General features: G+C 73.1%; 29 protein-coding genes and 1 pseudogene. 20 read left to right on the forward strand and 10 right to left on the reverse strand.

All coding sequences use genetic code 11. The features are described 5' to 3' along the window. Both Vau01_RS20125 and Vau01_RS20130 read left to right on the forward strand, forming a co-directional pair. Window positions 1-555, forward strand: a pseudogene (locus Vau01_RS20125) (M23 family metallopeptidase); the annotation flags it as partial. Window positions 556-896: 341 nt separating this feature from the next. Then, window positions 897-2,123: an RNA polymerase sigma factor gene (locus Vau01_RS20130; protein WP_203995006.1), complete on the forward strand. Its 1,227-nt coding sequence runs from the start codon at window positions 897-899 to the stop codon at window positions 2,121-2,123. A 22-nt stretch (window positions 2,124-2,145) separates the two neighbouring features. Here Vau01_RS20130 and Vau01_RS20135 read toward each other — a convergent pair whose 3' ends face one another. Next, window positions 2,146-2,505, reverse strand: coding sequence for a YciI family protein (locus Vau01_RS20135; protein WP_203995007.1), 360 nt, complete (start codon window positions 2,503-2,505; stop codon window positions 2,146-2,148). A 100-nt stretch (window positions 2,506-2,605) separates the two neighbouring features. Between Vau01_RS20135 and Vau01_RS20140 the strand changes: the two genes are divergently transcribed. From Vau01_RS20140 to Vau01_RS20150, 3 genes are read left to right on the forward strand one after another with little or no spacing between them, the layout of a single operon-like run. Further along, window positions 2,606-3,043 (forward strand): Lrp/AsnC family transcriptional regulator, encoded by a 438-nt coding sequence (locus Vau01_RS20140; RefSeq protein WP_203995008.1) that lies wholly within the window; start codon window positions 2,606-2,608, stop codon window positions 3,041-3,043. Further along, window positions 3,043-3,783, forward strand: coding sequence for an SAM-dependent methyltransferase (locus Vau01_RS20145; RefSeq protein ID WP_203995009.1), 741 nt, complete (start codon window positions 3,043-3,045; stop codon window positions 3,781-3,783). The genes Vau01_RS20140 and Vau01_RS20145 overlap by 1 nt, the downstream gene beginning before the upstream one ends. Before the next feature lie 2 nt (window positions 3,784-3,785). Next, window positions 3,786-4,277: an SMI1/KNR4 family protein gene (locus Vau01_RS20150; protein WP_203995010.1), complete on the forward strand. Its 492-nt coding sequence runs from the start codon at window positions 3,786-3,788 to the stop codon at window positions 4,275-4,277. On the opposite strand, the gene Vau01_RS20155 is transcribed toward Vau01_RS20150, so the two are convergent. After that, entirely contained in the window at window positions 4,274-4,846 is a 573-nt protein-coding gene (locus Vau01_RS20155) for a histidine phosphatase family protein (protein WP_203995011.1), read from the reverse strand. The two genes, Vau01_RS20150 and Vau01_RS20155, sit on opposite strands and share 4 nt — an antisense overlap. An 18-nt stretch (window positions 4,847-4,864) precedes the next feature. Between Vau01_RS20155 and Vau01_RS20160 the strand changes: the two genes are divergently transcribed. Further along, entirely contained in the window at window positions 4,865-5,236 is a 372-nt protein-coding gene (locus tag Vau01_RS20160) for a YciI family protein (RefSeq protein ID WP_203995013.1), read from the forward strand. A 104-nt stretch (window positions 5,237-5,340) separates the two neighbouring features. Here the strand turns inward: Vau01_RS20160 and Vau01_RS20165 are convergent, their stop codons facing one another. Both Vau01_RS20165 and Vau01_RS20170 read right to left on the reverse strand, forming a co-directional pair. Continuing rightward, window positions 5,341-6,093 carry an ABC transporter permease gene (locus tag Vau01_RS20165; RefSeq protein WP_203995023.1) on the reverse strand — a complete coding sequence of 251 codons (753 nt, stop codon included), beginning with the start codon at window positions 6,091-6,093 and terminating at the stop codon, window positions 5,341-5,343. Further along, a complete protein-coding gene (locus Vau01_RS20170) occupies window positions 6,090-7,019 on the reverse strand; it encodes an ATP-binding cassette domain-containing protein (protein ID WP_203995031.1) in 930 nt (309 codons plus the stop codon). Before Vau01_RS20170 ends, Vau01_RS20165 begins: the two co-directional genes overlap by 4 nt. A 62-nt stretch (window positions 7,020-7,081) precedes the next feature. On the opposite strand from Vau01_RS20170, the gene Vau01_RS20175 reads away from it, so the two are divergent. Further along, complete coding sequence (locus Vau01_RS20175; RefSeq protein WP_203995034.1) at window positions 7,082-8,041, forward strand: helix-turn-helix transcriptional regulator; 960 nt, start codon at window positions 7,082-7,084, stop codon at window positions 8,039-8,041. Between the two features lie 60 nt (window positions 8,042-8,101). Continuing rightward, the gene (locus tag Vau01_RS20180) at window positions 8,102-8,779 is read left to right on the forward strand and encodes a YqeB family protein (protein ID WP_203995037.1); all 678 of its coding nucleotides are present in this window, start codon (window positions 8,102-8,104) and stop codon (window positions 8,777-8,779) included. Here Vau01_RS20180 and Vau01_RS20185 read toward each other — a convergent pair whose 3' ends face one another. Together Vau01_RS20185 and Vau01_RS20190 are read right to left on the reverse strand one after the other, a co-directional pair. Continuing rightward, window positions 8,780-9,538, reverse strand: a complete 759-nt coding sequence (locus tag Vau01_RS20185; RefSeq protein ID WP_203995038.1) for a DUF3152 domain-containing protein — start codon at window positions 9,536-9,538, stop codon at window positions 8,780-8,782. 108 nt (window positions 9,539-9,646) lie between these two features. After that, window positions 9,647-10,615, reverse strand: a complete 969-nt coding sequence (locus tag Vau01_RS20190) for a tyrosine-type recombinase/integrase (protein WP_275423949.1) — start codon at window positions 10,613-10,615, stop codon at window positions 9,647-9,649. A 65-nt stretch (window positions 10,616-10,680) separates the two neighbouring features. On the opposite strand from Vau01_RS20190, the gene Vau01_RS20195 reads away from it, so the two are divergent. From Vau01_RS20195 to Vau01_RS20225, 7 genes are all read left to right on the forward strand, one after another. Beyond that, on the forward strand, window positions 10,681-11,565 hold the full coding sequence (locus Vau01_RS20195) for a TIGR03619 family F420-dependent LLM class oxidoreductase (RefSeq protein WP_203995039.1): 885 nt from the start codon (window positions 10,681-10,683) through the stop codon (window positions 11,563-11,565). After that, window positions 11,562-11,948 carry a hypothetical protein gene (locus tag Vau01_RS20200; RefSeq protein ID WP_203995043.1) on the forward strand — a complete coding sequence of 129 codons (387 nt, stop codon included), beginning with the start codon at window positions 11,562-11,564 and terminating at the stop codon, window positions 11,946-11,948. Before Vau01_RS20195 ends, Vau01_RS20200 begins: the two co-directional genes overlap by 4 nt. Window positions 11,949-11,957: 9 nt before the next feature. Beyond that, complete coding sequence (locus tag Vau01_RS20205; RefSeq protein ID WP_203995054.1) at window positions 11,958-13,007, forward strand: glutathione S-transferase family protein; 1,050 nt, start codon at window positions 11,958-11,960, stop codon at window positions 13,005-13,007. Then, complete coding sequence (locus Vau01_RS20210) at window positions 13,000-14,490, forward strand: serine/threonine-protein kinase (protein ID WP_203995057.1); 1,491 nt, start codon at window positions 13,000-13,002, stop codon at window positions 14,488-14,490. The genes Vau01_RS20205 and Vau01_RS20210 overlap by 8 nt, the downstream gene beginning before the upstream one ends. A gap of 78 nt (window positions 14,491-14,568) precedes the next feature. Next, a complete protein-coding gene (locus Vau01_RS20215) occupies window positions 14,569-15,357 on the forward strand; it encodes an MEDS domain-containing protein (RefSeq protein WP_203995059.1) in 789 nt (262 codons plus the stop codon). Further along, window positions 15,354-16,313: an anti-sigma factor RsbA family regulatory protein gene (locus Vau01_RS20220; RefSeq protein ID WP_203995061.1), complete on the forward strand. Its 960-nt coding sequence runs from the start codon at window positions 15,354-15,356 to the stop codon at window positions 16,311-16,313. Before Vau01_RS20215 ends, Vau01_RS20220 begins: the two co-directional genes overlap by 4 nt. A gap of 94 nt (window positions 16,314-16,407) precedes the next feature. Next, on the forward strand, window positions 16,408-17,346 hold the full coding sequence (locus tag Vau01_RS20225) for a dioxygenase family protein (protein WP_203995063.1): 939 nt from the start codon (window positions 16,408-16,410) through the stop codon (window positions 17,344-17,346). Window positions 17,347-17,520: 174 nt separating this feature from the next. Here the strand turns inward: Vau01_RS20225 and Vau01_RS20230 are convergent, their stop codons facing one another. The 4 genes from Vau01_RS20230 to Vau01_RS20245 all read right to left on the reverse strand — a co-directional run bounded on the left by Vau01_RS20230 (window position 17,521) and on the right by Vau01_RS20245 (window position 21,664). After that, window positions 17,521-18,450, reverse strand: a complete 930-nt coding sequence (locus Vau01_RS20230; protein ID WP_203995065.1) for a DUF2332 domain-containing protein — start codon at window positions 18,448-18,450, stop codon at window positions 17,521-17,523. Window positions 18,451-18,555: 105 nt separating this feature from the next. After that, a complete protein-coding gene (locus tag Vau01_RS20235; protein WP_203995067.1) occupies window positions 18,556-19,359 on the reverse strand; it encodes an ABC transporter permease in 804 nt (267 codons plus the stop codon). Then, window positions 19,356-20,750: an ABC transporter permease subunit gene (locus Vau01_RS20240; protein WP_203995069.1), complete on the reverse strand. Its 1,395-nt coding sequence runs from the start codon at window positions 20,748-20,750 to the stop codon at window positions 19,356-19,358. The genes Vau01_RS20235 and Vau01_RS20240 overlap by 4 nt, the downstream gene beginning before the upstream one ends. Beyond that, window positions 20,750-21,664: an ABC transporter ATP-binding protein gene (locus Vau01_RS20245; protein WP_203995083.1), complete on the reverse strand. Its 915-nt coding sequence runs from the start codon at window positions 21,662-21,664 to the stop codon at window positions 20,750-20,752. The genes Vau01_RS20240 and Vau01_RS20245 overlap by 1 nt, the downstream gene beginning before the upstream one ends. Before the next feature lie 132 nt (window positions 21,665-21,796). Here Vau01_RS20245 and Vau01_RS20250 point away from each other — a divergent pair, with 132 nt between their 5' ends. Genes Vau01_RS20250 through Vau01_RS20270 form a run of 5 tightly spaced genes read left to right on the forward strand, consistent with a single transcriptional unit; the run spans window position 21,797 to window position 25,398 of the window. Continuing rightward, window positions 21,797-22,984, forward strand: coding sequence for a sensor histidine kinase (locus Vau01_RS20250; RefSeq protein ID WP_239151719.1), 1,188 nt, complete (start codon window positions 21,797-21,799; stop codon window positions 22,982-22,984). Further along, complete coding sequence (locus Vau01_RS20255; RefSeq protein WP_203995086.1) at window positions 22,981-23,643, forward strand: response regulator; 663 nt, start codon at window positions 22,981-22,983, stop codon at window positions 23,641-23,643. The genes Vau01_RS20250 and Vau01_RS20255 overlap by 4 nt, the downstream gene beginning before the upstream one ends. 55 nt (window positions 23,644-23,698) lie before the next feature. Then, a complete protein-coding gene (locus Vau01_RS20260) occupies window positions 23,699-24,139 on the forward strand; it encodes a hypothetical protein (protein WP_203995089.1) in 441 nt (146 codons plus the stop codon). 32 nt (window positions 24,140-24,171) lie between these two features. Beyond that, the gene (locus Vau01_RS20265; protein WP_203995096.1) at window positions 24,172-24,969 is read left to right on the forward strand and encodes a nitroreductase/quinone reductase family protein; all 798 of its coding nucleotides are present in this window, start codon (window positions 24,172-24,174) and stop codon (window positions 24,967-24,969) included. Window positions 24,970-24,984: 15 nt separating this feature from the next. Continuing rightward, window positions 24,985-25,398 carry a PPOX class F420-dependent oxidoreductase gene (locus tag Vau01_RS20270; protein ID WP_203995097.1) on the forward strand — a complete coding sequence of 138 codons (414 nt, stop codon included), beginning with the start codon at window positions 24,985-24,987 and terminating at the stop codon, window positions 25,396-25,398. Window positions 25,399-25,409 lie beyond the last annotated feature (11 nt).

A 25,409-nucleotide genomic window follows, 5' to 3' on the forward strand; every position in this document is an offset into this window, starting at 1 on the left:
ATGCGGTCCATCCGGACCATCGTCTACACCGTTCTCATCGCGGCCGTGACGGCGGTGTTCTCGCTCGTCGCGGCGGCACCGGCGCAGGCGGCGCCCACGTTCAAGGCTCCGTTCCCGTGCGGCCAGCGGTGGACCTACAGCCACCACAGCGCCGAGGTGCGGCAGGCGCTCGACTTCGTCCGCAACGACGGCGGCACGACGGCCGGCACGCCGGTGCTCGCGTCGGCGTCCGGCACCGCGACCCGGTACAGCCAGCCGTCGGGCGCGGGCAACTACATCGTGATCAACCACGGCGGCGGCTGGACCACGTACTACTTCCACCTGTCGGCGTACTCGGTGCCGAGCGGCGCGTACGTCAACCAGGGCCAGCAGATCGGAGTCACCGGCAGCACCGGCAACTCCAGCGGTGCCCACATCCACTACGAGCAGCTGTTCAACGGCGTCGGGCAGGTCATCAGCATCAACGGTGCGTCGCTGGCGCCGTACCCGGGCTCGTACGGGTCGAAGGCGATCACCAGCGACAACGGCTGCGGCGGTGGCGGCGGCAAGGCGTTCCGCACCTGGGGCACCGGCGTGCTGGTGCGGGCCGACGCCCGGCTGTCGGCGCCACCGGTCGCCACCCTTCCCGGGCCGACGACCGTGTACGTGCTCTGCCAGAAGCAGGGCGACACCGTGAACGCCGAGGGCTACACCAACAACTGGTGGGCCAAGCTCCGCGATCAGGGTGGCTTCATGACCAACATCTACATCGACGATCCTGCGGCGGTTCTACCCGGCGTCCCCGTTTGCTGAGGTAGGCCAGGTCCGTCCGGCGCCGGGGGCGACGCCCCGGCGCCGGACGCGTCGCCGTGCCGGCGCTGGACGCGCCGGCTCCGCGTCAGTAGCGTCGCACGGCGATGACCAGCACGGACCGTGCCAGCGAACACGTGGCCGACCTCGTCGACCGGTTGTGGCGGGCCGAGGCGGCCGGCATGCTCGGCGTCCTCAGCCGGCGGCTCGGCGACTTCGACCTCGCCGAGGAGGCGCTGGCCGAGGCGGTCACCGCCGCACTCAAGATCTGGCCCGACGAGGGCGTGCCGGCGAGCCCCACCGGGTGGCTGGTCACCACCGCCTGGCGCAAGGCCGTCGACCGGTTGCGCCGCGAGGCGGTCGGGCGGGACAAGCTGGCCCGCGTCGGCGCCGAACCGCCGCCGCCTCCGGGCGTCGACGACCGGCTCGCGATGATCTTCGCCTGCTGCCACCCGGACCTGTCCGAGGCGACCCGCGTCGCGCTCACCCTGTACGCCGCGTGCGGCCTGACCACCGCCGAGATCGCCGCCGCGTTCCTGGTGCCGGTGCCGACGATGGCGCAGCGGCTGGCCCGGGCGAAGAAGCAGCTCCGCCAGCAGGGGATCCGGGTCGAGCTGCCCGAGGACGCGTCGACGCGGCTGCCGGCCGTCCTCGCGGTCATCTACCTGGTGTTCAACGAGGGGTACCTGTCCAGCGGCCGGTCCGCCCAGCGCCGTGAGCTGGCCCGCGAGGGGCTCGACCTGGCCCGGCAACTGGCCCGGATGCTGCCCCGCGAGCCGGAGGTCGCCGGGCTGACGGCGCTGCTGGAACTGCACGAGGCGCGCGCCGCCACCCGGTTCGACTCGTGGGGCCGCATCGTGCTGCTGGAGCACCAGGACCGCCGGCAGTGGGACGAGGCGTTGATGGAGCGGGCCGCGCTGCGGCTGCGGGCCGCCGTGCGGCAGGGTCGGCCGGGGCCGTACCAGGTGCAGGCCGGCATCGCGGCGTTGCACGCGTTCGCCGTCTCCTACGAGGCGACCCACTGGGCCGAGGTGCGGTCGCTCTACGACCGGCTGCGCGCGCTGGATCCGTCCCCCGTGGTTCTGCTCGGCCGCGCCGTCGCCACGCGCTTCGCGATCGGCCCGGCCGAGGCCCTCGCCGAGGTCGACGACCTGCGCGACCGCCTCGACGGCTACCACCTGTGGCACGCGGCCCGGGCCGACCTGCTCGCCGCCCTCGACCGTCGGGCCGAGGCGCTCGCGGCGGCCGAGCGCGCGCTGGACCTCACGACCAACCCGGCCGAGCGGGAACTGATGTCGCGCCGGATCGGCGACCTGCGGCGGCCGGCCGCGTAGCGCGCCGGCCGCCGCGGCACCGCTACTCGCGGGTCATCACCGGACGCACCTCGATGGCGGTCATCCCGGCGCTGCGCGGCCAGGTCGAGGCGACCTCGACGGCCTCCTCGATCGTGTCGGTCTCCAGGATCACGAAACCGCCGATGACCTCCTTCAGCTCCAGGTAGGGCCCGTCGGTGACCACGGCGCCGCCGTCGGCACCGGAGCGGATCGTGCGGGCGGTGGTCCGGGGCTGGAGCTCCGCGCCGCCGTCGGCGATCTTGCCGGTCGGCTGCCACCGCTCGTACCACTCGTAGATCTCCTTCATGACGTCCTGCTCTCCGTCGGATGGCAGGTTGCTCCACTCGGAGTCGTCACCACAGATCAACATCGCGAACTTCATCGGTCGTGCTCCCTTCAGGGGGTCGGTTCGACTCGGTAACGAACGGGGCGGGCCGCCCCTCGACACGATCCCGGAAAAATCTTGCCGATAAGGTGACGGCGTGGAGGACACCGATCGCGCGATCGTCCGCGCGTTGACCGACGACGGCCGGTTGTCGTACACCGATCTGGCCGAACGGGTGGGGCTGTCGGTGTCGGCCGTGCATCAGCGGGTACGGCGGCTCGAGCAGCGGGGGATCATCAAGGGCTACACGGCCCGCATCGACCACGATGCCCTGGGCCTCCCGCTGACGGCGTTCGTCGCGGTGCGGCCGATGGACCCGTCGCAGCCCGACGACGCGCCCGACCGGCTGGCGGTGCTGCCCCAGATCGAGTCGTGCTACTCGGTGGCGGGGGAGGACTTCTACCTGCTCATGGTGCGGGTGGAGAGCCCGGCCGGGCTGGAACGGCTGCTGCAGGAGATCCGCAAGGCCGCGAACGTCACCACCCGCACCACGGTCGTTCTCTCGACCCCGTTCGAAGGCAGGTCACTGAGCTGATGGACAGGCAGACCCTGAGCGCTCTGGCGCACGCCGACCACCCGATCGCCGCACCGCTGAGCGAGGCGTCGGTCGCCGAGGTGCTCGACCGGGCGCTGCGGCCCGACGCCCACGTCCTCGACCTGGGCTGCGGCGAGGGCGCGTGGCTGCTGCGGGCGCTCGAGGTCCGTCCGGACGTCACGGCCGTCGGGGTCGATCTTTCCGACAAGGGCTTCGGGCGGACGCGCGCAGCCGCCGCCCGGTCCGGCGCCGCCGACCGGTTGGACCTGGTCGTGGCCGACGCGACGCAGTACCGGGGTGACCGCCCGGCCGACGTGGTGCTGAGCGTCGGCTCCGCGCACGCGTTCGGCGGCCTGCTGCCGACGCTCGCGGCCGCCCGCACCCACCTCGCCGACACCGGGACGGTCGTGATCGGCGACGGTTTCTGGGAGCGCGAACCGGGCCCGGACCTGCGGGCGGAGATCGAGGCCCCGGACCAGCCGTACGCCGACCTGGCCGGCACCATCGCCGCCGTGTCCGCCGACGGCTGGACGCCGGTGTACGGCCACGTCAGCACGATCGAGGAGTGGGACGACTACGAGTTCAGCTGGACCGGCTCGCTGGCCCGCTGGGCGCTGGACCACCCCGACGATCCCGACGCCAAGCACGCCCTGGAGGCGTCGGCCGAGCACCGGGACATGTGGCTCGGTTACCGCGGCGTGCTGGGCTTCGTGACGCTCGTGCTCCGCCGTACGGGCTGACCGTGGCGCCGTTCGAGGAGGTCGAGGTGACCTTCTGGGACCCGGAGCGCCAGCACGGCAGCCAGCCGCCGCTGACGCCCGAGGTGGTCGCCGACACCGAGCGGACGCTGGGCGTGACGCTGCCGGAGAGCCTCCTGCGGCTGCTGCGGATCCGGAACGGCGGAGTGGTCGCCGACGCGTGGGACGCGGTCCCCCTGGACGGCGGCGTCGACTACGTGCCGTTCGGCGAGGTGTGCGGCGCCGGGCCGGCCGACGTGCCCGACTCGATCACGCTGTCCGACACGCCGTACCTGATCGGGGAGTGGGGCCTGCCGTCGCCGCTGGTGCTGCTCAGCGGCGACGGCCATACCTGGGTGGCGCTGGACTACCGCGCCTGCGGGCCGGCCGGCGAGCCGTCGGTGGTCTACGTCGACGCCGACTTCGAACGCGAGGTGCCGCTCGCGCCCGACTTCCGGGCGTTCGTCGAGCGGCTGGTGCCGTCGTCCGACTGTTAGGCGGGCGCGTTCCACCGGTGGATCGCCCGCCGGCCGTGCTCGAACCCGAGCACCGAGATCGTGGCGGTGTCGAGCATCAGCAGGCCGCCGTCGGCCGGTGGGAGGCCGATCCAGCGGGCACCGGTGACCCGCAGCGAGTGCCCGTGCGCGACGAGCGCGACGTCGCCGCCGTCGAGGAGCGGCGCCACGCGGCCCAGCAGCGCGTCGATCCGGGCCCCGATCTGCGCCGGCGTCTCGCCGCCCGGGCAGCCGTCGGTCCACAGGTTCCAGTGCGGGTCGAACGTCGCGTGGATGTCGGCGGTGGTGACGCCCTCGTACTCGCCGTAGTTCCACTCGGCGATGTCCTCGGTGACCTCGGTGGGGGTGAGGCCGGCCAGCTCCGCCGTCCGTAACGCCCGCCGCCGCGGGCTGGACACGACGGCGACGAACGTACGTTCCCGTACGGCGGTGGCGACGGCGGCCGCCTGCCGTACGCCGGCGTCGGTCAGGTCCACGTCGGTCACCGAGGTGTGCCGGCGGCCGACGCTCCACTCGGTTTCGCCGTGGCGGATCAGCACGATCTCTCCCATCCGTCCATGATGCTGGGCATGACCACTTTCGACAGCGTCACGCTGGTCTTTCTCGTGCGTCCCGTCGACGCGCCGGACGTCTCCGACGCCGAGGCCGAGCGGCTCCAGGACGCCCACCTGGCCCACCAGTCGGCCCTCGCCGAGCAGGGCCTCGTGCTCGCCGCCGGCCCCCTCACCGGCCAGGACGACGAGGGGATGCGCGGCATCTGCGTCCTGTCGGTGGACGCCGACCGGGCCCGCGCCCTGTACGCGGAGGACCCCGCCGTCCGCGCCGGTCGGCTGGCGGTGCGGGTGGCGACCTGGCTGGTCCCGACCGGCGGAGCCGTCTTCCCCGGCATCACGCTCCCCGCCTCCTCGGCCGAGGCCCGCGCCGGCCGGGAACCAACCTAGCCTCCTAGGATGCTGAAGAGGGTGCGGCGCTCAACGCCCCGCGATCTTGGACTCCGCACGGGCCTCTGGCACCGCACGGAGTCCAAGATCGCGGACGGGGGCGCCTACGTGGCGCGGCGCATGGCGTGGATGCCGACCCACAGGCCCACTGCGGCGGTGACCGCGGCGGCCACCGCGCCCTCGAGGACGGTGCGGTTCCAGAGGTCGCCGGCGAACAGGAGGCGTTCGGCGTCGACGACGTACGTCAGCGGATTGACGTGCGCCGCCGTACGGAGCCAGCCGGGGCCGCTGTCCAGCGGGAGGAGCATCCCGGCGAGGATCAGCATCGGGAACAGCAGGGTCTGCTGGACCACCCAGAACATCCAGTCCTGGTTCTTCACGGCCAGCGCGAGCGAGTACGACAGCGCGCCCATCCCGACGCTGAACACCGCCAGCATCGTCAGACCGACGATCACGCCGAGCACCGACAGCCGCAGGCCGAACGGCACCGTCACGGCGATCACCACCAGCGCCTGGGCCACGGTCGGCGCGATCTCCTTCAGCGCCCGCCCGAGCAGCAGCGACGACCGGGTCAACGGCGTCACCAACTGCCGTTCGTGCGAACCGGTCTGCATCTCCTGGATCAGGTTGGCGCCGGTGGTCGACGTCCCGAAGAGGGCCACCATCACCAGGACGCCGGGCACGAACCAGCGCAGCGACTCGGCGGTGTTCAGGCCGGTCATGCCGGTGAGCAGGGGTGCGAACAGGCCGAGGAAGATCAGCGGCTGGATCAGGCCGAAGAGCACGGTGAACGGGTCGCGCAGCAGCGGGCGCAGTTCGCGGGTGAAGACGAGTCCGGTGTCGGTGGCGAGTTTCACTTCGAGGCTCCTTCGCGCAGGCTGCGGCCGGTCAGGGAGAGGAAGACGTCGTCGAGGGTGGGCTGGGTGACGGTGGCGGAGAGCACCTTCACGCCGGCCACGTCGAGGTCGCGCAGCAGCGACGGCACCAGGGCCGGGCCGTCGTCGCCGGGCACGCTCACGTGCGTCCCCTCGCATGAACCACCGACGAGGGTGACCGCCGACGTGGCCTCCGATGCGGAAGCGAAGCCCAGCGTGACCCGGTCGCCGAGCGCGGCCTTCAGGCGCGCCGGCGGGTCGTCGGCGATGACCCTGCCGTGGTCAACCACGATGACGCGTTCGGCCATCGAGTCGGCCTCGTCGAGGTAGTGCGTGGTGAGCACGACCGTGGTGCCGTACCGCTCGCGCAGGGTGCGGATGTGCTCCTGGAGGTTGGCCCGGTTCTGCGGGTCGAGGCCGGTCGACGGCTCGTCGAGGAACAGCAGGCCGGGGGCGTGGATGAGGCCCATCGCGATGTCGAGGCGGCGGCGCTGCCCGCCGGACAGCGTCGAGACCCGGCGGTCGGCGACGGCGGCCAGGTCGAGCGACTCGATCAGCTCGTCGGCGCGGGTCTTCGCGAGGGAGCGCGACAGCCCGTACACCCGCCCCTGGGTGACCAGTTCGTCGCGGCCGTGCTGGTTGTGCCCGGCGCCGTTGCCCTGCCCGATGTAGCCGATGCTGCGCCGCACCGCGGCCTGGTCGGACACGACGTCGTAGCCGGCGACCTGCGCCGTTCCCGAGGTCGGCGTGAGCAGCGTGGTGAGCATCCGCAGCGTCGTGGACTTGCCGGCGCCGTTCGGGCCGAGCAGTGCCACGAGTTCGCCCTCGGCCACGTCGAGGTCGAGGCCCTGCACGGCGTGCACCGCACCGAAGTGCTTCGTCAGGTTCCGGGTTCGGATCGTCGTCATGCGATAAACGCTAGGGGGACTAGCGGTCAGTTCCTGTCCGCATTCGATAGCATCGTGGAACCATGTCGAACCCGAGTTCGCGGATGCTGCGCCTGCTGTCGTTGCTGCAGACCCACCGGTTCTGGCCGGGCACCGAACTGGCCGACCGGCTGGAGGTGAGCGCCCGCACCGTGCGGCGCGACGTCGACCGGCTGCGCGAGCTGGGCTATCCGGTGCAGGCCAGCCGCGGCATCACCGGCGGGTACCAGCTCCAGGCGGGCGCGGCGCTGCCGCCGCTGCTGCTCGACGACGAGGAGGCGGTCGCCATCGCGGTCGGGCTGCGGGCGGCGGCGGCCGGCGCCGTGGCCGGCATCGAGGAGACGTCGGTGCGGGCGTTGGCGAAGGTGGTCCAGGTGATGCCGCCGCGGTTGCGCCATCGGGTCGACGCGCTGCGCACGTACACGGTGCCGGCGCTGCTCGGCGGCGGCCCGCGGGTCGACGCGACGGCCCTCACCGTGATCGCGCAGGCCTGCCGCGACGGCGAGCGGCTGCGGTTCGGGTACACCGCGCGCGGCGGCGAGCCGGCGCAGCGGCTGGTGGAGCCGCACAACCTGGTGACCCTGGGCCGCCGCTGGTACCTGGTGGCGTGGGACACCGAGCGGGGCGACTGGCGGATGTTCCGCGTCGACCGGCTGCGCGACCCGGCGTCCACCGGTGCCCGGTTCCGGCCCCGCGAGGTGCCCGGCGGTGACGCGGCCGAGTTCGTCCGCTCGAAGCTCGCCCAGGTGCCGCGCCGCTACCAGGTGGAGGTCCGGTTCTCCGCCGACGCGGCCCGGGTGGAGCGGTCGCTGGGCTACGCGGGCACGGTCGAGGCGGTCGACGACGCGACGTGCGTGTTCCGGATGGCGGTCGACACGCTCGACTGGCCGGCGGTGATCCTCGGCCTGGTCGGCGCCGACTTCGACATCGTCGGCCCGCCGGAACTGCGCGACGTCGTCCGCGAGGTCGGCGCCCGGCTCGTCGCGGCCTCCACCCCCGGGTAGGGCCGGTGATCCTCTCCGGCGCCGATGCCTCCTGAGGACCCACCTGGTGAGGTGGAACCCGTGGAGGCGACGGTGGTTCGCGAGCCCGCGTGGGTGCGGTACGGGCTGTGGGTGGTGTTCCCGCTGGTCGGCGGCGCGGTGGGCTGGTTCCTGCCCGGGATCGCGCAGTGGGTCGCCGACCTGCCCGACCTGCCCGGCAAGGGCCCGTTCCGCCTGGTCGCGTCGTTCCCGCGCGGCCCGGCGACGCTGGTCGCCGCCGGCGTCGGCGTGCTCGCGGGCCTGGCGCTCGCGCTGGTCGCCGCCTACGAACGGGTGACGGTGACCGTCGCCCGCGACCGGGTGACGCTGAAACGCGGCGACGGGTCGACCGTCGTGCTCCGCGACCGCGTGTGGGCCGCCTTCGCCGACGGCAAGCGGCTGGTGATCGTCGACCGGGAGGGGGCCGAGCCCGCCCGGCAGAAGCACGACCTGTCCCGGGCCGCGCTGGCGGCGGCGTTCCGGGCGCACGGTTACCCGTGGCTCGACCGGGACCCGTTCCACGACCGGTACCGCCTGTGGGTGGTCGGGGTACCGGGCCTGCCGCCGGGCGGCGAGGCGCTGCTGGCGGCCCGGGCCACCGCGCTGGAGAAGTCGAAACACGAGGACGCGTCCCGGATGCGCGACGAACTGGCCCGGCTGGGCGTGGTGGTCCGCGACGAGAAGAAGACCCAGTACTGGCGCCTGGCCGAGCCGCTCTGATCAGGACCGGACGAACGCGCCCGTCGGGAACGTGCCGTCGGGCAGGAACGGGTGGACGTTCGGCGTGCAGCCCTGGAGGTCGATGGTCTGGGTCATCATGATCGGGCCGGGCTTGCCGGGGCCGGTGCAGCGCATGTGGTCGAAGCCCAGGAAGTGGCCCATCTCGTGGTTGATCACGGCGGACCGGTAGTCGTCGAGGCCCACCGGGTAGCCGTCGGCGCCGTTGAGCCACCGGGTCAGGTTGATCATGAGCGTCTTGCCGAACCGGCACGAGTACACCGACTCGACGTCGAGGCCGACCGCGGCGCACAGCCGTTGCACGGTGGCCGCCGTGGCGAGGCGCACCTGGACGTCGAAGTCGCCGCCGGCGGTGCGCTGGAACGACCACGACGCGTTGTTCAGGCCGACCGGGCCGTTGGTCACCGGGTGCTTGGCCGACAGCGTCCAGCCCAGGGGCTCGGCCAGGATCCGGTCGACGCGGCCGGCGAAGTCGACCGCGGTCCACTCGACGTTGTCGCCGAACCTGATGCCGTTCTCCATCTCGACCCGGTACCGGATCCGCCGCTGCCCGGTGCCGATCACCGGCCCGCCGCCGGCCGCGACCGCGAACGACCCGTTCCCGCCGGTGGGCAGCGGCGGCGGGGGCGGCGGGGTGGCCGGCGCGGGCTGGATCACGGTGCCGGTGAGGTCGGGCTTCGAGGCCGCCTTCTGGGCGGCGTCGCCGGTCTGCGAACACGCGACGGTGATCAGCGCAACCATGATCGCCAGTGTCAGGCTGATCTTCCGGCGTATACGCACGGTGCGCGAGTCCTCCCCGTCTTCGGCGTGCAGAGCCTAGTAAAGGGACGCCATACCCCACCCCACGCGTTACATGTCGTGAGCGAACAGCCCCGCAATGAGGTACGCGGGGGAGCGGTCCAGAGATCCACGGGACCGGTCGTAGCGGCGGGTGGTGCGCGGGTCGGCGTGGCCGAGGAGGTCCTGGACGTCGCGCAACGGGGCGCCGGCGTCGAGGGCGGCGGTCGCGACGGTGTGCCGCAGCGAGTGCGGCGAGAGCCGGTCGGCCTCGGGCAGCCCGGCCGCGCGGGCGGTGCGGCGCACCAGCCGGAACACCGTCGACGGGTCGACCCGCTTGCCGGTGGCGGTGGTGAACAGCGGCGTGTCCCGGTGGTCGTCGAGGTGGGCGTCCAGGTCGCGGGACAGCGGCGGCGGGAGCGGCAGCTCGCGGTGCCGGCCGCCCTTGCCGGTGACCCGGACCGTGCGGTGGCCCCGGTTCTGCCGCAGGTCGGTGACGTCGAGCCGGAGCGCCTCGCCGACCCGCAGCCCGAGCTCGGCGAGCAGCGCCAGCAGGGCGGCGTCGCGGCGGGCGGTGGGTCCGGTGGCGGCGCGGGCGGCCCGCATGAACGCGGCCGCCTGGGCACCGGTGAGCCCGACGGTGGGCGACGAGTCGCGGTCGACACCGGGCCGGTCGACGGCGTCGACCGGGTTGGCGCCGGTGACGCCGGTGCTGACCAGGTACCGGTACCAGCTGGAGATCGTGGACAGGCGCCGGGCGGCCGACGCGGTGGCGAGGGCGCGGAGGTGGGCGGCGGCGTAGGCGTCGACGTCGGCCCGCGTCGCGGCGCGGGGGTCGAGCCCGGTGCGGTCGCACCAGGCCAGGTAGTCGGCGAGGTCGCGGAAGTAGGCGCGCCGGGTGTGGACGGACTTCCGGGACGCGAGCCAGCCCGCGGTCGCGGTACGCAGGTTCCACCGGTGGCCGGCGTCGTCGGTGGGCAACGGCAGCGCACCCACGGCATCGATCAGCGGGTCGGCGCCGGGGATCTCCAGCTCGGTCACGGGGCCCGCAAGCCGTATTCTTCTGGGCGGTTCGGAGCCACGACTGGCGATTCTATGGGGGTTCGATGGAGATCGCGCTTGCCACGCCGGTCGTCTCGCTGATCCCGGGCGCGCACGCGCCGTGGGAGGTCACCGCCGGGCCGGCGGAACTGGTCGAGATCGCCCGCGCCGCCGACCGGCTCGGCTTCGACTACCTCACCTGCTCCGAACACGTGGCGATCGCGCCGGCCGAGCAGCCGGCGGCCGGGCCGCGCTTCTACGATCCGCTCGCCACGTTCGGCTTCCTCGCCGCACACACGAGCCGGATCCGGTTCCTCACCTACGCCGTCGGCCTCGGCTACCACCATCCGCTGGAGATCGCGAAGCGGTACGGCACGCTCGACGTCATGACCGGCGGGCGGCTCGTGCTGGGGCTCGGGCTGGGCGCCGACCGGGTCGAGTTCGACCTGCTCGGCATGCCGTTCGACGGCCGCGGCCGGCGCGCCGACGACGCCCTGCGGGTGCTGCGGGCCGCGCTCGGGTCGGCCGGGCCGATCTCGTACGTCGGCGACCACTTCGCGTTCGGCGACGTCGTGGTCGAGCCGTCCGGCAGCCGCCGGCCGCCGCTGTGGATCGCCGGCGGCAGCCTCACCTCGCTCGACCGCGCCATCACCCTCGGCGACGGCTGGATGCCGTCGTTCCACCTGGCGCCGGACCGCGTCGGCCGGCTGCTCGCCCGGTTCGACCGGCCGGCCGGGTTCTCCGTCGTGCTGCCGGTGCTGCCGCCGGTCGACCCGGTCGGCGACCCGGCCGGTGCCGTCGAGGTGCTCACCGCCCGCGCCGGGCTGGGCGCCGACGTGCTCGTGGTGTTGGTGGAACACACCTCGCTCGGCCACTACCTGGAACAGCTCGACGCGCTGCGTCAGGTGGTGGAGCGGGCGTTCGGTGCGCCGGTAGGGTCGCGGCCATGAAACTCGGTGTGGTGCGCGACTGGCTCGAGGCGGTCAACGACGGCGACGCGGCCCGGCTGGTCGCGCTGACCACCGACCGCGTGGAGATCGTCGGACCGCGCGGCGCCGGCCCGGCCGACCGGGAGGTACTCGCCGACTGGCTGACCCGGTCCGGGTTCTCGGCCCGGTCGCTGCGCTGGTTCTGCGGCACCGACGGATCCGTCGTCGTGGAGCAGGTCGCGGCCTGGCGCGACGGCGCGGAGGGTGTCCGCCTCGCGTCCCAATTTCTCGTGGACGCCCACCGCGGCGCCCACCGCGTGGCCCGGTACGTCCGCCACGACGGTGGCCTGGAACCCGCGCTGGCCGCCGCGGGTCTGACGGTAGCCGACGAGGTCTTCGGGTAGAGATGACGCATGGGATCCACGACCGGTGAGTTCAAGCGCGACGCCAACTACATCGACACCCGCATCACCGCCGACGGGCGCGACGGCTATCCGGTCGAGCCGGGCCGCTACCGGCTCGTCGTGGCGCGGGCCTGCCCGTGGGCGAACCGGGCGATCATCGTGCGGCGGCTGCTCGGCCTCGAAAGCGTGCTGTCGATGGGGATCTGCGGGCCGACCCACGACGAGCGGAGCTGGACGTTCGACCTCGACCCGGGCGGGCGCGACCCGGTGCTGGGCATCGAACGGATCCAGGAGGCGTACTTCAAGCGGTTCCCCGACTACCCGCGCGGGATCACGGTGCCGGCGATCGTCGACGTCCCGTCGGGCGCGGTGGTGACCAACGACTACAAGCAGATCACGCTCGATCTGTCCACCGAGTGGACGGCGTACCACCGCGCCGGGGCGCCGGAGCTGTACCCGGAGAAACTCCGCGGTGAGATCGACGAGGTCGCCGAGCTGGTGTACCGCGACGTCAACAACGGCGTGTACCGGTGCGGGTTCGCGTCGTCACAGGAGGCGTACGAGACGGCGTACGGGGCGCTGTTCGCGCGGCTCGACTGGCTGTCGGACCGGCTGGCCGGGCAGCGGTACCTCGTCGGTGACACGATCACCGAGGCCGACGTGCGGCTGTTCACGACGCTGGCCCGGTTCGACGCCGTCTACCACGGCCACTTCAAGTGCAACCGGCAGAAGCTCGCCGAGCTGCCGGTGCTGTGGGCGTACGCCCGCGACCTGTTCCAGACCCCGGGCTTCGGCGACACCACCGACTTCGTGCAGATCAAGTCGCACTACTACGAGGTCCACCGGACGATCAACCCCAGCGGGATCGTGCCGGTGGGGCCCGACCTGAGTGGCTGGCTGGAGCCGCACGGCCGCGCGGCGCTGGGCGGTCGCCCGTTCGGCGACGGCACGCCGCCCGGGCCGCCATCGGCCGCCGAGGTCGTCCCGGCCGGCCACGGCGCCGGCGTCGATCCGGTTGACGGGATCGATGGGCGTGACGGAGGGTTCGAGGGTGGGTGAAGAATGGCCGACCGCCGGAGTCCTCCTGTCGTTGCGGTACCGCCTGACGAGAAGGCTCGCGACGAGCGGCATGTCGGAGATCTGGCGGGCCGACGACGGTCTGCTCGGCCGCGCCGTCGCGATCAAGCTGCCCAAGCCGCAGGTCTCCCAGATCCTGTACCAGGCGTGGATCGAGGCGCGGACCACCGCCAAGCTGTCCGATCCGCACATCGCCGCGGTCCACGACTACGGCGAGGCGCTGCGGCCCGACGGCTCGACCGCGCCGTTCGTGGTGATGGAACTGCTCGACGGTGAGTCGCTCGCGGCGCGGCTGACGAGCGGCCCGCTGCCCTGGCGGACCGCCGCCCGGATCGGTGCCGAGGTCGCGTCGGGCCTGGCCACGGCGCATGCCCGGCGGGTGGTCCACCGCGACATCAAGCCGGGCAACATCATGCTGACCCCCACCGGCACGAAGATCCTCGACTTCGGCATCAGCGCGATCACCGGCACCCCCGACGACGACGAGACCGGCGTCACGTTCGGAACCCCGGCGTACGTCGCCCCGGAACGCCTCGACGGGACGCCGGCCGAGCCGGCCACCGACGTGTACGCCCTCGGCGCGGTGCTGTTCGAGATGGTCGACGGCGAGCCGCCGTACCCGGTCGACACCTGGGAGGAGTACGCGTCCGCTCGGACGACGCCGCCGAAGCCGCTGCCGGCGGACCTGCCGCCGGAGTTCCGCGACCTGGTCGACCGCTGCCTGTCCGACGACCCGCGGCGCCGTCCGGCCGCCACCGACGTCCGCGACCGCCTCACCGCCCTGGGACCGCCCGCCGTGCCGCCCGCCGTGCCGCTGCCGGGGGCGGAAACGCGACCGACCGGGACGCCGGAGTCATTTCCGTCGCCGGCGAGCGTCACTCCGTCCACGATCATTTCCCCCGACGGGCCCGGCGCCGGCGCCGTGGCCCGGACCGCCGATCGGACCGCGGATCGGACCGTGGTACCGGCCGCCCGGCGGATGCCGGCGCCGGTCCGCGTGGCGATCGTGGTGCTGCTGCTGGTCGCGGGCGGTGCGGTGATCGGGCTGCGGTCGTGGTCGACCGACCGGGGCGACACCCCGAAGGCCGCGCCGAACAGCTCCGAGCCCCCGCCCGCCACCACCCCGACGGCGGCGCCGACCTCCCCGGCCGCGCCGCCGCCCTCCGGGCCGCCGTCGAGTTCGGCCGCCGAGCCGGCCGGCGGGGTGACCGTGAGCCTCGACGAGGCGGTCGCCGACGTGATCGACGCGGTGCACGCCGGGCGGGCGACCGGCGACATCCGGGACGACGTCGCCGTGGACCTGATCAACCTGCTGCGCCAGCTCAGCAGCGCACCGGCCAAGGATGTCAGCCGCCGGGTGGCCGAGCTGCAGCAGAAGATCCGCGACCGGATCGAGGAGGGCAGCCTGGCCCGCGCCGCCGCCACCGACCTGCAGAACCGCCTCGACCGGATCGCCCGGGTCTGACGCCGGCCCGGTGGTCTGCGCCCCGCGACGCGCCCTCGGTTAACCTGGCCCGGTGACGACCACCACGGCACCGGGCGTATGACTGCCGCGCACGTGTGCTGGTCGTACGACGAGCTCCGGGCCTTCGACGAGTTCGCCCGCGGGTTCCTCCGGGCGGGGCTCGCCGCGGGGGAGCGGGTCTGGTTCGTCGCCGGGCGCCGGTCCGGTGCCACCGGGGAGTGGCTGCGGGACGTCGCCACGACCGCCCCGCGCGCCGACTCCGCGCGGGTCGTCTCCTGCGCCGACGCGTATCCCGGCGGCGCGGCGATCGACCCGGCCACGCAGGTCGAGACCTACGTCGCCGCGACGGCCGAGGCCCTCGCCGCCGGTTTCACCGGGCTGCGGGTGGTCGCCGACGTCACCGACCTGGTCCGCACCGGCGAGCAGCGGGCGGCGTTCGCCCGCTACGAGTACGTCATCGGACGGCACCTGCGCACGGCGCCGATGCGGGCGGTGTGCGCGTTCGACCGGCTCGAGCTCGGCGACCGGGTCGTCGCCGAACTGGCCGTCCTGCACGAGGCGAGCCACCCCTTCTCGCTGCGGTCGGGATCGACGCCGGACGCGGCGATCCTGGACGGCAACCTCGACCTCGGCGCCGAGGAGCTGTTCGCCACGGCGCTGGGGCACACCGACCTGGAACCGGTCGACGGCGTGGTGACCGTCGACGCCGCCGGGTTGACGTTCGTCGACCACCGGTCCCTGCTCGCGCTGCAGCGGTACGCCGGGTCACGGGGGATCACCGTGGTCGTCCGGACCCGGCTCGCCATCGCGGCCCGCGTCGCCGAACTGCTGGAGCTGCCCCGGGTGCGGGTGGAGGTGACCGGATGAGGACGGGCGCCGCCGCCGGCCACCTCGGGTACTACCACGAGGCGGTCTGCTACACCTCCGACGACGACCTCGTCGCCGTCGCCGTGCCGTTCCTCGTCGGCGGGATCGACGCCGGCGAACCCACCGTGGTGTCGATGGGCGACCGCAACGCCCACCTGCTGCGGTCGGCGCTGCCGGCCGGTCTCCCGGTGACGTTCCTGCCCGGCGACGCCCTCTACGCCCGCCCGGCCGGCGCCATCAAGTTCTACCGGAAGCTGCTCGCCGACCACGTCGCCCGCGGCGCGAGCCAGATCCGGATCATCGGCGAGCTCTCGCCGGAGATGCTCGGCGTGACGTGGGACTGGTGGGCCCGGTACGAGTCGGCGGTCAACCACGCGTACGACGAGTTCCCGCTGTGGAGCATGTGCGCCTACGACACCCGGACCACCCCCGCACCGGTGCTGGCCGACGTGCTGCGCACGCACCCCCGCACCGCGCTGCCCGACGGCCGGCACGTCCCCAACGACACCTACACCGACCCGTTCCAGTACCTCGCCGAGCCGCGCGCCCCGGTCGTCGACCCGCTCCAGCAGACCGACCCGCTGGCCGACCTCGCCGATCCCACGCTGGCCGAGGCCCGCCAGGCGGTCTGGGACGCCGACCACGGCTTCCTACCGACCCAGGACGTCGAGGACTTCGCGCTCGCCGTCAGCGAGGCGGTCGCCAACGCCTACCGGCACGGCCGCCCCCCGCTGCGGCTGCGCCTGTGGTGCGGCGCCGACCGCATCGTCGTCACGGTCACCGACGCCGGGCCCGGCCCCAAGGACCCCTTCGCCGGCCTCCTCCCGGCCAACGCCACCGGCGACGGCGGCCTCGGCCTGTGGATCATGCACCAGATGTCGAACCACGTCGCCCTGTACCGGCAACCCGAGGGCTTCACCATCCGCCTGACCGCGGGCAACCCGTACCACTCATAGGCAACGCACAGGATCGGCACAGCGGCCGGACGGGCGCGGGACCGAGGGTAGGTCGTGTTCAGGAAGACACGTCGACCCCCAGGAGGACCGTCAGATGCACCGCCGGACGTTTCAGGGCCGCCCGCTCGCCCGCCCGACCGAGGACATCGAGGACCAGGGGCTCGGCTTCGACCTCGGCACGCTGATGGGCCGCCGCCGGATCCTGGCCATGTTCGGCGTCGGCGCGGCCGCGGTCGGGCTGGCCGCCTGCGGAGACAGCGCCACCGGCTCGAACTCCACCAGTTCCACCGCCACCGCATCCGCCGCATCCACGGCTTCAGGTGAGATTCCGGAGGAAACTGCCGGCCCGTACCCGGGTGACGGCTCGAACGGCGCCGACGTGCTCGAGCAGAGCGGCATCGTGCGCAGCGACATCCGGTCCAGCTTCGGCAGCGCGTCGGGTACCGCGTCGGGCGTTCCGATGACGCTGGAGCTGACGATCCAGGACCTCGCGAACGGCGGCGCGCCGTTCGCCGGCACCGCCGTGTACGTGTGGCACTGCGACCGGGAGGGCCGGTACTCGATGTACTCGCAGGGCATCACGGCGGAGAACTACCTGCGCGGCGTCCAGATCGCCGACGCCTCCGGCAAGGTGCGGTTCACCAGCATCTTCCCCGCCTGCTACGACGGGCGGTGGCCGCACATCCACTTCGAGGTCTACGGCGCCGAGGCCGACATCACCGACTCGACGAAGGCGATCGCCACCTCGCAGGTCGCCCTGCCGAAGAACACGTGCGAGACCGTCTACGCCGAGACCGGCTACGAGGCGTCGGTCACGAACCTGGCCAAGGTCAGCCTCGACTCCGACAACGTCTTCGGCGACGACTCCGGAGCCACCCAACTGGGCACCGTGACCGGCGACGTCTCCGCCGGCTACACCGTCTCCCTGGCCGTGCGGATCGACACGAGGACGGCCGCGGGCGGCGGCGGTGCCGCACCGGGCGGCGGCGGCCCGGGTGGAACCCCGCCGACCGGCCAACCCCCGACAAGCTAGGGGCTCCGGTCGCCTGTGGAATCCGGACCTGGATTGTGGGAGACAAAGTCCTGCCACCACCGACCTTTGTCTCCCACAAGACGCGGTCCGAGCTACGAGAACCAACCTAGCTTCCTAGGATGCCTTGCGCGACGTGATCTCGACCCGCCGGGCCGAATCGGCGGCGGCTCCGGATCAGACGAACCAGGTCATTGCCTCGCCGTGGCCGCGTGTCCAGGCCAGTGGGACCCCGTCCAGCGCCAGCACGTTGTGGAAGCCGTCGGGCGGGGGCGGCAGCCCTTCGTACGGCAGGACCTCCGGCGACTCGACGGCGATCCAGTGTCCCGGCAGGGTGCGGACCAGGTCGGTGAACCGGGCTCGCCGCTCGGGCGGCACCTGGTACAGCACGGACGTGTGGAACACGACCAGCGTGGCGTCCGCCGGTGCCTGGGCGGCCAGGTCGGGCAGGTCGTCGACCAGGTCTCCGCGCAGCAGCCGGGGCGGCGAGGCCGCGACGACGGCGATCGCCGCCCGGAGACGGGCCCGCCGGTGGTCGTGTTCGGGCCAGATCAGCGCCTCCAGCCACGCGACGTCGGCCGGGTCGCCGACGTCGAGGGGGTTCAGGTCGAGGCCGGCCCGCCACGCCACCTCGGGGACGCGCGGGGGCGGTGTGCGGACACCGGCGCAGTCGAGAACGGGTCCGTGCGCGCCGACCGTGTGCGTGCCGTACCGGTAGGTGTAGCGGTCCGGGTACAGGCACAGGCCGGCGGACGCGCCGACCTCCAGCAGCGCCAGCGGCTGCGGCAGGGCGGCGAGCACCGGCAGCAGCAGGGCGCACCGGCCGGCCTCGTTGGTCTGGGTGGATCGGGCGAGCACCTCCGCCGCCACCGCGGGCCAGGCGGAGACGACGAAATCGTGGAACGCCACCGGGTCGTCGACCGGTCCGCCGAGCAGCCGTACGACGCCGAACAGCAGGTTGGGCTGCTGCTTGGCGGCGGGCAGGGTGCCCACCAGCGCCAGGAGCGGACGATCTGCGGAGACCGCGTGCGCGAGGCGTTCGTACGTCGGCGAGACGCTCCTGGCCTCCCGTTCCGCGAAGTCGGCATACCTGGCCGCGATGGACATGCCACCAACCTAGCGTCCTAGGATGCTCTACGCGATGTGACCCCGATTTGACCCGACAAGAGAGCAACAACGCGGCGTATTGAATTTGATCTTGCATAGAGGGGGTCATGCGTCGCGGTACAGGAACAGCACCAGGGCCAGTACCAGCCCGCCGGCCGCGTACGCGGTCAGTACGCCGAGTCCCTGCCACGGACCGATCGGTAGGGCGTCGAGGCGGCGGGTGGCCTGGATCGCGAGCCCGGCGGTCATCGGTGACACCCGCTGGATCAGCTCGCGCGTCTCCTCGTCGGTCATCAACGCCGCCACCTGGGGCAGGATGAACAGCCCGGCCAGTACCGTCGCCACCGCGCCGGGTCCGCTGCGGAACACCATCGCCACGGCGAAGCCGAGCGCCGCCAGCAGCGCCAGGTAGAGCACGGTGCCGCCGGCGGCGCGCAGCGTCGGCGCGTCGGCGAGCGAGGGCGCGACGTACCCCGGGCCGTCGAAACGTCGTCCCGGAAGGATCATCCACGCGGCGGCGAGCGATCCGAGGGTGGCCAGCACCCCGGCGGCCAGCGCCACGGCCAGCACCACCGTGGCCTTGGCGGCGAAGACCCGCAGCCGTTGCGGTACCGCGGTGAGCGTCGTGCGGATCTCTCCCGAGGTGTACTCGGGGGTCACCGCCATCACGGCGGTCAGCACCGCCAGGATCTGTCCGGTGTAGACGCCGGAGAGGGCGAGCCGGGTGAGGTCCTCGTCGCCGCAGGCGTCCGGGACGGTGCACGCGGTGGAGCTGAGCGACCAGACGGCCACCGCCCCGGCGGCCACCATCAGTCCCACGGTTCCGGCGGCCAGCCAGGGGGTGCTGCGCACCGTGATGAGCTTGGTCCACTCGGTGCGCAGCACCGGCCAGCCGCCCGGGTGGGTCACGCGTCCCGCCTCGGCAGCCGCCACAGCGCGAGGAGCAGGACCACCGCCGCGTACGCGCACAGCACCCCGAAGCCGGGCCAGGGGTCCATCGGGTTGTCGAACCGCTCGCGGGTCTGCTGGATCGCCATGCCGGCCATCGGGGTGAGGCGGTTGACCCAGAGTTCCGCCTCGATCGACAGGAAGGGGTTGACGACGCCCGGCACGATGATCAGCGCGAGCACGAGCGTGATCGCCACGGAGGCCCGCCGCACCAGGACGCCGACCCCCATCGCAATCAGGGCGAACACGGCCAGCAGGAGACCGGTGCCGAGCACGGCCCGCAGCACGGGCCCGTCGGTCAGCGACGGATCGGGGTACGCCGGCGCGACGTACCCGTTCTCCCGTTGGGTCGGGCGGGTGAACACGAGAGCGGCGAAGCTGGTCACCGAGCCGAGCACGAACACGACGGCCGTGAGCACGAGCCCTTTCGCGACGAGCACCGCCCGCCGCCGTGGGCTCACCGTGAACGTGGTGCGGATCAGGCCCTTCGAGTACTCCGACGTGACCACGAGCGCGCCGAGCACCACGACGACGATCAGCGCCATGGTGGTGCCGACGAGGCTGTTGCGGACGATGTCGTCGTCGCCGCCGGGTGGCAGGGTGCCGATGTTGCCGGCGCCGGTGAGCGTGAACGTGTCGCCGTCGCGGCTGCTCGATCCGGGTACCGGGCCGCCCGCGACCTGGGTGGGCACCGGGCCGACGTCGAGGGCGGCCCAGTCGGCGGGGCCGGCCGGGGTGACGGTGACGTTGTCGAACGTGGCGGTGCTCTGCACGATCTCGGGTCCGCTGGAGGTGGCGCCGGCCGAGACGCGTACGGTGCGGGTCTTCGTGCCGGGCGAGGTGACGAACAGGCCCACCTGCGCGTCCGGCGGCAGCGCGGCGAGGTCGACGGTCCGGACGGTGGTCCAGGTGACGCCGTCGGCGGACTCCGCCGCGGCGACGGTGGAGCCGGCGCGGGTCAGCCGGAGCCAGCGCGGCCCGCCGCCGGTCCGGGTGACGCCGTCGGGGCCGAAGTCGACCTGCAGCCGCACCCCGCTGGGGGTCACGGCCAGCGCCGCGTAGGTGCTGTCGGGTTCGGTGCTGGACCGGATCATCACGCCGGCCCGGGTGAGCGGTCCGGTGTCCTGTTGGCTGGCGACGCGGGCGGTGATGCTGCCGTCGCCGGTCAGCGGTTGGTGCACGAACCGGAACTGGGAGACCCAGTTCGGACCGGTGTTGGCGTCGGTGCTGCTGTTGGCGGCGAGCAGGATCGAGACGAGCAGCATCAGGCCGGCGGCGAGGGTCACGCAGATGAAGGTGCTGCGGACCGAGCGGAGCTTGACCCACTCCGCGCGCACGAGATTGACGAACATCACGCCTCCGCGGTGAACTCGACGGCGTGCTGGGTCAGGTCCATGTAGGCCTCCTCCAGCGTGGCCCGGTGCTGGCGCAGTTCGCCGAACGGGAGCCGGTGCTCGGTCAGCAGGGCGGCGATCCGTTCGCCTTCCAGGCCGTGCACGGTGAGCACGTCGGCGTCGACGGCGGCGACCGTCGCGCCGGCGTTGGCGAGGACGGTCATCACCTCCGACCGTTTCGACGTGCGTACCTCGATCCGGTTGCCGGCGGCGGTCGAGATGAGTTCGTCGACCTTGGTGTCGGCGATGACCCGGCCCCGGCCGAGCACGACGACGTGGTCGGCGGTGCCGTCGAGTTCGCGCATGAGGTGGCTGGAGAGGAACACCGCGCGTCCCTCGGTGGCCAGTGACCGCATGAGTTTGCGGATCCAGACGATGCCCTCGGGGTCCAGCCCGTTGACGGGTTCGTCGAACATGAGCACCGGCGGGTCGCCGAGCAGCGCGCCGGCGATGCCGAGCCGCTGGCGCATGCCCAGTGAGAACCCGCCGACCCGGCGCCGTGCCACCGAGGCGAGTCCGACCCGGTCGAGCACCTCGTCGACGCGGCTGCGGGGCAGCCCGTTGCTGCGGGCCATCCACAGCAGGTGGTGGTGGGCGCGGCGGCCGCCGTGCACGGCGCCGGCGTCGAGCAGCGCGCCGACCGAGCGCAGTGGCGCGCGGAGCTTGCGGTAGGGCACGCCGCCGACCAGCGCGGTGCCGTCGGTGGGCGCGTCGAGCCCGAGGATCACCCGCATGGTGGTGGACTTGCCCGCGCCGTTCGGTCCGACGAAGCCGGTGACCTCGCCGGGGCGGACCGAGAAGGAGATGCCGTCGACCGCGACCGTGCGTCCGTACCGTTTGTGAAGGTCCCGCACCTCGATGGTTGCGTCCATGGCGCCGAGGCTACGGAGAACGTCGATGGGCGGGCGTCACGCCGCCGAGCCATCTTCGTCGGCGGGGGTCCCTCCTCCGGGGGATGCGCGCGGGGGACGCCGGAACGCGGCGGCTCGGCCGACAATGGCGTGGTGCGCCCCTTCCCTCCCGTCGTGGCGGCCCGCTACCGCGAGCTGTTGGCGGATTCGCGGTGGAACGCCGAGGTGCCGCTGGTCGCCGGCGCGGCGTTGGGGTTCGGGGCGCTGGTTCAGATTGTCCGGGCGATGACCGACACGGATCCGCGGGTGCCGTTCGCGCTGCTGCTCGGTCTCGCTACGACGCTGCCGGTGGCGCTGGCCCGGCTGCACGTTCTGGCCGCGGCGGCGCTCGTCACGGTCGGCACGCTCCTCACGGTCGGTGGGGAGCTGACGCTCACCGCGGCGGCCCTGGTGGCGCAGTGCGTGGTGCTGTACCTGGCCGGTCGGCAGCTGCCACGGAAGATCGCGTTGCTGCTGCTCCTGCCGGTCGCGTTGGCGAGCCTGCTGGTGGTCGGCAACGGTCTGCCGGGGGAGCCGGTGGCGGCGTTGTGGCTGTTGGCGGTGGCGATGCTCGGCACCGGTGCCGGTATCGCGCGTCGGGGCCGGGCCGAGGCGGTGGAGCGGGCGGTCACCCAGGAGGCGATGCGGCACTCGCGGCTGGAGCACGCGGTCCGCGGTGAGCGTGCCCGCATCGCGCGCGAGCTGCACGACGTGGTCGCGCACCACATCTCGATGATCGTGGTGCAGGCGGAGACCGCCCGGCTGACCACGCCGGCCATGCCGGCGGACGGCGCGCGGCACCTGGTCGCGATCGGTGACACGGCCCGCGACGCGCTCACCGAGATGCGCCGGCTGCTGGGGGTGCTGCGGGAGGACGCCAACCCGGAGCCGGACCGTGCGCCGCAGCCCGGGTTGAGCCAGCTCAACCAGCTGATCGACGGGGCGCGGGTGTCCGCCGCGGTGAGCACCCGGCTGGTGGTGCGCGGCCGGGTGCGTCCCCTCGACCCGGGCATCGAGCTCACCGCGTACCGCATCGTGCAGGAGGCGCTCACGAACGCGCGGCGTTACGCGTCGGGTGCCGCGGTCGACGTCGAGCTCGCCTACTCGGAGGAGACGCTGCGGCTGCGGGTCCGCGACAACGGTCCGGGTCCGTCCGGGTCCGGGGGGACGCCCGGACACGGGCTGCTGGGCATGCGTGAGCGGGCCGGGATGCTCGGCGGGACGCTGCGCACCGGCCCGGCGACGCCGACCGGTTTCCTCGTGGAGGCGGTGCTGCCGACGGCGAGCGGGGGTCCGGCGTGACGGTGCGCATCGTGGTGGCCGACGACCAGGTGGTGGTGCGGGCGGGGTTCGCCGCGTTGCTGGCCACCCAGCCCGACTTCACCGTCGTGGCGAGCGCGTCCGACGGCGCGGAGGCCGTGCGCGCCTGCGCCCGTCACGTACCCGACGTGGTGCTCATGGACGTGCGCATGCCCGTGATGGACGGGATCGAGGCGACGCGCAGAATCGTGGACGGCGGGAAGGCGTCCAGGATCATCATGCTCACGACGTTCGACCTCGACGAGCACGTCTACGACGCGCTCAGCGCCGGCGCCAGCGGCTTCCTGCTCAAGGACATCACCGCGGAGCGGCTGTTCGACGCGGTCCGGGTGGTCTCCGCCGGTGACGCCCTGCTCGCGCCGACCATCACCCGGCGCCTGATCGCGCAGTTCGCCCGCATGCGCCCGTCGGCACCGGCCGGCGCCGGGCTGCTGACGGCGCTGACCCCGCGCGAGACCGACGTGTTGCGGCTGATCGCCGCGGGCCTGTCGAACGCCGAGATCGCGGTGCGGCTGAGCGTCAGCGAGGAGACGATCAAGACGCACGTGAGCCGGGTGCTGGCGAAGCTCGACCTGCGTGACCGCACGCAGGCGGTGGTCGCGGCCTACGAGACGGGTCTGGTGGTGCCGGGCCAGCACTGATGTGTGGGTGGCATCGATGTGCGTATGATGCCGTCCGGAATCGGGGGAGGCCGGCGTGAGCGCACATTTCCGGGCGGCGTTGTTGTTGGTGGCGGCGGGCCTGGTCGCGGCGGTGGTGGCACTGCCGTTGCCGTCGCTGACGATCTCCGACCCGCTCCTCGACGGTGGTACGGAGGGGTTCAACCGCGACGACCGGGTGATGGCCGTGGTGATCGCGGTGATCGCGGCGGTGGTGCTGCTGGCGGCCGTGCTGCGTAAGCCGGTGCTGCTGTCGTGGGCGTTGCTGCCGGTGGCGGTGTTCACCGCGTGGGCGGTGCTGATCGGCGTCGACATCGAGTTCGACACGGCGTTCCTGGCGTCGGAGCTGGTCGCGCGGCTCAACGAGTCCCGGTCGTTGGCGGCCGGGAGCTGGCTGACCGGGGTGGGGCTGCTGCTGGTGACGGCGGGCCTGGCCGTTCCGCTGCTGGAGCGGTGGCGGGTTCGCACTATTCGCTGACCGCGGCACCGGTGCCCGGTTAGCGTAGCGCCGTGACGTCCTTCAACGACCGGGCCGTCGAGGAGTTCCGCGCCAACGGCGGCCGGGTCGGCGGCCTGTTCGAGGGTGCCGACCTGTTGCTTCTCACCACGGTCGGCGCCGGGTCGGGACGGCCGCGGACGAACCCGGTCGGGTACGTGCGCGACGGCGCGCGCCTGCTGGTGTTCGGGTCGAACAGCGGGCAGGAGACGCATCCGGGCTGGTACCACAACCTGGTGGTCAACCCGTCGGTGACGGTGGAGGTCGGCACCGCCGGCGGCATCGAGACGTTCCCCGCGCACGCCGTTCCGGTGCAGGACGAGGAGCGCGACCGGTTGTTCGCCGGAGAGAGTGCGATCGAGGGTGCGGTCCCGGTGGTCGCCCTCTACCCGACGAGTGGGGCGAACGGCCGGGTGGCGGCGCTGGGCGACCACCTGGTGCAGGTCCACGACTGGTTCCGTCAGCAGATCGCCGCGGCCCGGGCCGGCGGGGGCACAGAACGGGGTGTCGACCTGCGCGAGCACTGCCTGATCCTGTGCTCGGCGATACACGCGCACCACACCCGCGAGGACGGGATCTTCCCCGACGTGCAGGCGCTGGTGCCGGGGCTGGAGCCGGTGCTCGACCGGCTCCGCGCCGACCACGTGGTGGTCGCGGAGCACCTCCGCCGGTTCCGCGCGCTGCTCGCGGAGAATCCGGGCGACGACGCGGACGTCGAAGCCGAGCTGGACCGGCTGGCCGCCGACCTGGAGGCGCACTTCGAGTACGAGGAGCGGATGCTTGTCCCCGTGCTCAACATGAGCGCCAGCTGACTCTAGGCTCTGCGCGTGACGACTCGCATCCCGGACGACTACCTGGACCTGTTCACCGGTTCCGCCTTCGGGCACCTGGCCACCGTGATGGCCGACGGTTCGCCGCAGGTGACGCCGGTGTGGGTCGCGGTCGAGGAGCGCGACGGCGGGCAGGTTGTGCTGGTCAACAGCAAGCAGGGGCGGTTGAAGAACCGCAACATGGCGCGGCGGCCGCGGGTGGCGCTGTCGGTGCAGGACCCGGAGCGGCCGTACCGGTACGTGTCGGTGCGCGGTGTGGTCGAGTCGGTGTCGACCGACGGGGCCGAGGAGCAGTTGGAGGGGCTGTCGCAGCGGTACCTCGGCACGGCGTACCCGTGGTACCGGCCCGGTGAGGTACGCGAACTGTTCCGTATCCGGCCCGACCGCGTCGTCGTCGCCGACTTCGGCTGAGGGGTGGTACG

Origin of the sequence: Virgisporangium aurantiacum (assembly GCF_016863635.1) — a bacterium.
In the GTDB taxonomy this organism is placed as follows: domain Bacteria; phylum Actinomycetota; class Actinomycetes; order Mycobacteriales; family Micromonosporaceae; genus Virgisporangium; species Virgisporangium aurantiacum.